The sequence below is a fragment of the Inquilinus limosus MP06 genome, from assembly GCF_000767795.1.
Lineage (GTDB): Bacteria > Pseudomonadota > Alphaproteobacteria > DSM-16000 > Inquilinaceae > Inquilinus > Inquilinus limosus_E.
Genome location: NZ_JANX01000500.1, coordinates 1 through 4781, shown reverse-complemented (window position 1 = coordinate 4781; position 4781 = coordinate 1). Strand labels below are relative to the sequence as shown.

Sequence of the window (4781 nt, the reverse complement as noted above, 5' to 3'; positions counted from 1 at the left end):
GTCGCTGCGGCGGGCCCGGCTGGTCGCGGCCCGGCTGGAGGCAGCGGGCATCGCGCCCGACCGGATCACGGTCACCGGCGCCGGCGCGGCCGATCCGTTGCTGCCGGCCCCGGCGGGGCAGGCGGAGCCGGCGAATGACCGGGTCGAGATCGGATTTGAGTCCTCGGCGGTGTCGCGATTGGACGCGACACCGGGGCGTCCCATATAGTCTGATGGGGAGACACGGGGCGCCTCCGCGCCCCCGGCCAGCGGATCGAGGTCATGTACACTGCGGAAACCCGGGCGATCGAGGTGTCGGTCGAGCCGGTCTATCTCGAGGACCAGTCCTCGCCGGACGAGAACCACTACGTCTGGGCGTATCACGTCCGCATCGCCAATCACGGGGCGGAGCGGGTGCAGCTGCGCAGCCGGTACTGGCGGATTACCGACGAATTCGGCCGGGTGCAGGAGGTGCGCGGCCCCGGCGTGGTCGGGGTCGAGCCCGTGATCGAGCCGGGCAAGGTGTTCCAGTACACCAGCGGCGCGCCGATCGCGACGCCTTCGGGCATCATGGTCGGCACCTATCAGATGGAAACCCCGGCCGGCGAGCGCTTCGACGTGGCGATCCCCGCCTTTTCGCTGGACAGCCCGCACCGCACGATCCGATTGAACTGACGTGACCAAGATCATCCCGAAATCCCGCGCGACCCAGGCCCGGGCCGCAGCGTGGGACATCACCGCCATCGACAACCGCCCGGAGAGGCCGGCACCATGACCCGCAACCCCTTCACCCCTGTGGCGGCCAACGTCACGGCACAATCCGCGTCCGAGCAGCGCCCGAGCCGTTCCGAGGCCGAGGAGGCGGTGCGCGTGCTGCTGCGCTGGGCCGGCGAGGATATCGGGCGCGAGGGGCTGCGCGACACGCCGAAACGCGTGGTCAAGGCCTATGAGGAATTCTTCCGCGGCTACGACCAGGATCCTGTCGAGCTGCTGTCCCGCACCTTCGAGGAGGTCGAGGGCTACGACGAGATGGTGCTGCTGCGCGACATCGACTTCGAGTCGCATTGCGAGCACCACATGGTGCCGATCATCGGCAAGGCGCATGTCGCCTATCTGCCGGACCGGCGCGTGGTCGGCATCTCCAAGCTGGCGCGGGTGGTCGACGCCTATGCCAAGCGGCTGCAGATCCAGGAGCGGCTGACGGCGCAGATCGCCGGCGCCATCGACCAGGTGCTGAAGCCGCGCGGCGTGGCGGTGATGGTGTCGTCGCAGCATCACTGCATGACCACCCGCGGCGTGCACAAGCACGGCACGCAGATGGTGACCAGCTGCATGATCGGCGCCTTCCGCGACGAGCCGCAGCTGCGCCGCGAATTCCAGATGATGATCGGGATGCCGGTCTGACCGGCCGGAAACCCGAAGATGTGCCCCGTTGCGGACAGCCGTCCTGCCGAACTGTGACGGCATGACGGTGGACGCGGCGGGCTCGACCGGGTATTTCACCCGGCATTATGCCTGCTTCCCGAAGCGAAGAGACGGACGAACCTCCGTCTAGTGGCCGCCGATGATCGTCGAACTCGTCATCGTCGTGGCTCTCATCCTGCTCAACGCCTTTTTCGCGATGTCGGAACTGGCGTTGGTCTCCGCCCGCCGGGCGCGTCTCCAAAACATGGCCGATTCGGGCCACCGCGGCGCCAGGGCCGCCCTCGCCCTCGCCGAGGACCCGAACCGCCTCCTCTCCACCGTCCAGGTCGGCATCACCCTGATCGGCATCTTCGCCGGCGCCTTCGGCGGCGCCACGCTGTCGGTGCCGCTGCGCGACTGGCTGGTCACCATTCCCGGCATGGGGCCGTGGGCCGACGAGCTGTCCTTCGCCCTGGTCGTGGTCGCCATCACCTATTTCTCGTTGATCGTCGGCGAGCTGGTGCCCAAGCGCATCGCGCTGAACCACGCGGAAGCCATCGCCTCCCGCGTCGCCCGGCCGATGCAGATGGTCGCGGCCATCGGCGCCCCGATCGTCTGGCTGCTGCAGCGCTCGACCGAGCTGGTGCTGCGCCTGCTCGGCGTCTCCGCCGTCCCCGCCCAGACGGTGACGGAGGAGGAGGTGAAGTCGATGATCGCCGAGGGCACCGAGGCCGGCGTCTTCGTCGAGGCCGAGCGCGAGATGATCGACGGCGTGCTGCGCCTGGCCGACCGGTCGGTGCGCTCGATCATGACGCCGCGGCACGAGATGGTCTGGATCGACCTCGAGGACAGCCCGGACGAGATCCGCCGGACCATCGCCGAAAGCGGCTGCAGCCGGTTCCCGGTGGCGCGCGGCGAGCTCGACGAGCTCCAGGGCGTGATCCAGACCAAGGACATGCTCGACCGTATGCTGCAGGGCGGCCCGTTCGACGTGGCCGAGACCATGCGGCCGCCGCTGGTGGTGCCGGACGGCACGCCGGCGCTGAAGCTGCTGACGACCTTCCGCAGCGCGCCGATCCACCTCGCCGTGGTGGTCGACGAATACGGCAGCGTCGAGGGGCTGGTGACGCCCAGCGACATCCTGGCGGCCATCGCCGGCGAAGTCGCCGACCTGACCGACGTCCCCGGCGGCTATTCGATCGTCCGGCGCGAGGATGGCAGCTGGCTGGTCGACGCCATGATCCCGATCGACGAGGTCGAGCGCCTCTTGCGCCTGCGCGGCCTGCGCTCGGAGGACGGCGACTACCAGACCCTTGCCGGCTTCGTGCTCTGGCATCTCGGCCACCTGCCGAAGGTGGCGGAGAGCTTCATCGAGAACGGCGTGCGCTACGAGGTGCTGGACCTCGACGGCAACCGCATCGACAAGGTGCTGATCCGGGTGGACCAGACGGAGCCGTAGCGTTCCCGCAAGCCTCATCTGTCATTGCCGGGCTTGATCCGGCAATCCAGAAGGTCTCGACAGTCTCCTGGATGCCCGGATCAAGCCCGGCAATGACAATAAAAGTTGAGATCAGGCACTCTATCCACAACCCCGAAAGCCTAACCGGACAGCCGTGGGTCAAGCCTGGGCATGACAGAAATGGGTGGAAGTGTGATCTGCTCGATCTCGGGTCAGTTCCTTCACTGCACGGACGGGCCTTCAGCGGATGTTGCCTTCCGGTTGCGCTGTCAGCAACGCCTGCAGGTCACGGCAGCCCCTCCGGCCTCTGGCTCCGGGCATGACCGGAGCTCCTGCCATGGCGTCGCGCGCCGATTTCAGGAGAGCATCACGATCGAAGGTCCGGCGATCCAGGGCGATCAGCCCCGGAAGCACCGCATGCAAGGCGTCGGTGAGAGGACGGGAGTTCTCGTTGGCGAAGAGCCCCGCGCAGACAATGCCGAAGGCCGAGGGAATCCATCTCTGCTCCGCATCGACCCAATAGCTGTACGCGCCTTTCTGGTCTGCCGCCCCTGATAGGGTGGTCTCATAGGCATCGATGAACGACGCGGCACACCGGATCGAGAATGCGATCCCCGGTCCCACCTCGGCCTGATAGCGGACCATTCTCTTCGAAAGCACTTCGTCCAGGCTCTCTAGTCTATCAATGTCTTCAAAGAGATACGCTTTCCACATGATCATCCCGTTCCGGCAGATGGAATCGAGAGCCTCCAGATTTGCGATCTCCACGGCGTCTGGCGTCCAGAGGAGATCCGTGTTCCACGCTGCCGCCAGCACGGCAGCGACGGCAGGGTCTGTCGCCTCGGGGAAAACATGTCCAGGGCCGACCTTTTCGAACATCTGCCGGAAGCCATTGTAGGCAGCCTGGCTTTCGGCCAGGGCTGTGGCGGAACTCCCGGCGCTGGCCTCAGTGGCAAGGCCGACCAGCATCAGGGCGGCCAAACCGCTGCAAGCCCTTGGTCCGATCATCGTCGTGGGCGCTCCCATCGCCATCGACAGCCGGATTGTCTCCCCGGCCTTTGCCTTGATCCTACACCGCCAGCTCCTGCTGGTGCGGCTGGGCGTGGCGGATGGCCTGCTCCAGGTCGACCGAGACCAGCTGGCTCACCCCGCGCTCGATCATGGTGACGCCGTAGAGCCGGTTCACCCGCGCCATGGTCATGCGGTGGTGGGTGATGATCAGGAAGCGGGTGCGGCCGCCCTCCGCCAGCTCCACCAGCAGGGTGCACAGGCGGTCGACATTGGCGTCATCCAGCGGCGCGTCGACCTCGTCCAGCACGCAGATCGGCGCCGGGTTGGTCAGGAATACCGCGAAGATCAGCGCCGCGGCCGTCAGCGCCTGCTCGCCGCCCGAGAGCAGCGACAGGTGCTGCAGCTTCTTGCCCGGCGGGCTGGCGAAGATCTCCAGCCCCGCCTCCAGCGGGTCCTCGGTGTCGGTCAGGGACAGCTGCGCCTTGCCGCCACCGAACAGCCGGGTGAACAGCGTCCGGAAATGGCCGTCGACCACGTCGAAGCTGGCCACCAGCCGTTCCCGCGCCTCGCGGTTCAGCGAGTTGATGCCCTGGCGCAGCTTGGCGATGGCGGCGGTCAGGTCCTCCTTCTCCGCCGACAGTCGCGTGTGCTGGGACTCGATCTCGACGATCTCGACCTCGGCCCGCAGATTGACCGGACCCATGCCCTCGCGCTCGCGGTTCAGCCGGTCCAGCTTGCGGGCGGTATCCTCCTGGTCCGGCAGCGGCGACTCGGGTGTCAGCCCGGCCAGGCCGGCGACGGCCTCCGGCGCGCAGTCCAGCCGCTCGGCGATCCGGGTGCGCAGCCCCTCGACCGCGGTCTGGGCCGCGACCACCGCCGCCTCGCCCCGCACCCGGGCCTCGCGGGCTTCGGCCAGGGCCGATTCGGC

Annotated in this window: 5 protein-coding genes and 1 pseudogene; 4 read left to right on the top strand and 2 right to left on the bottom strand. The window is 67.8% G+C overall.

The annotated features are described in order from the left end of the window. From P409_RS40955 to P409_RS26940, 4 genes are all read left to right on the top strand, one after another. Positions 1-208, top strand: a 208-nt coding sequence (locus tag P409_RS40955; RefSeq protein ID WP_034845674.1) for an OmpA family protein, incomplete at its 5' end; no start/stop codon positions are given. Positions 209-261: 53 nt separating this feature from the next. Further along, positions 262-654, top strand: a complete 393-nt coding sequence (apaG, locus tag P409_RS26950; RefSeq protein WP_034845672.1) for a Co2+/Mg2+ efflux protein ApaG — start codon at positions 262-264, stop codon at positions 652-654. 96 nt (positions 655-750) lie between these two features. Next, positions 751-1383, top strand: a complete 633-nt coding sequence (folE, locus tag P409_RS26945; protein ID WP_052121447.1) for a GTP cyclohydrolase I FolE — start codon at positions 751-753, stop codon at positions 1381-1383. A gap of 160 nt (positions 1384-1543) precedes the next feature. Continuing rightward, positions 1544-2842: a hemolysin family protein gene (locus P409_RS26940; RefSeq protein WP_034845671.1), complete on the top strand. Its 1299-nt coding sequence runs from the start codon at positions 1544-1546 to the stop codon at positions 2840-2842. 240 nt (positions 2843-3082) lie between these two features. On the opposite strand, the gene P409_RS26935 is transcribed toward P409_RS26940, so the two are convergent. Both P409_RS26935 and P409_RS26930 read right to left on the bottom strand, forming a co-directional pair. Beyond that, positions 3083-3811: a hypothetical protein gene (locus P409_RS26935; RefSeq protein ID WP_152613560.1), complete on the bottom strand. Its 729-nt coding sequence runs from the start codon at positions 3809-3811 to the stop codon at positions 3083-3085. Positions 3812-3911: 100 nt separating this feature from the next. Further along, positions 3912-4781: pseudogene (locus P409_RS26930) on the bottom strand (chromosome partitioning protein ParA); the annotation flags it as partial.

Excerpts from the sequence above, each read along its gene's own strand:
- apaG (WP_034845672.1), top strand. The coding sequence starts at position 262 with ATGTACACTGCGGAAACCCGGGCGATCGAGGTGTCGGTCGAGCCGGTC.
- P409_RS26935 (WP_152613560.1), bottom strand. The coding sequence starts at position 3,811 with ATGCTGGTCGGCCTTGCCACTGAGGCCAGCGCCGGGAGTTCCGCCACA.
- P409_RS26940 (WP_034845671.1), top strand. The coding sequence starts at position 1,544 with ATGATCGTCGAACTCGTCATCGTCGTGGCTCTCATCCTGCTCAACGCC.
- folE (WP_052121447.1), top strand. The coding sequence starts at position 751 with ATGACCCGCAACCCCTTCACCCCTGTGGCGGCCAACGTCACGGCACAA.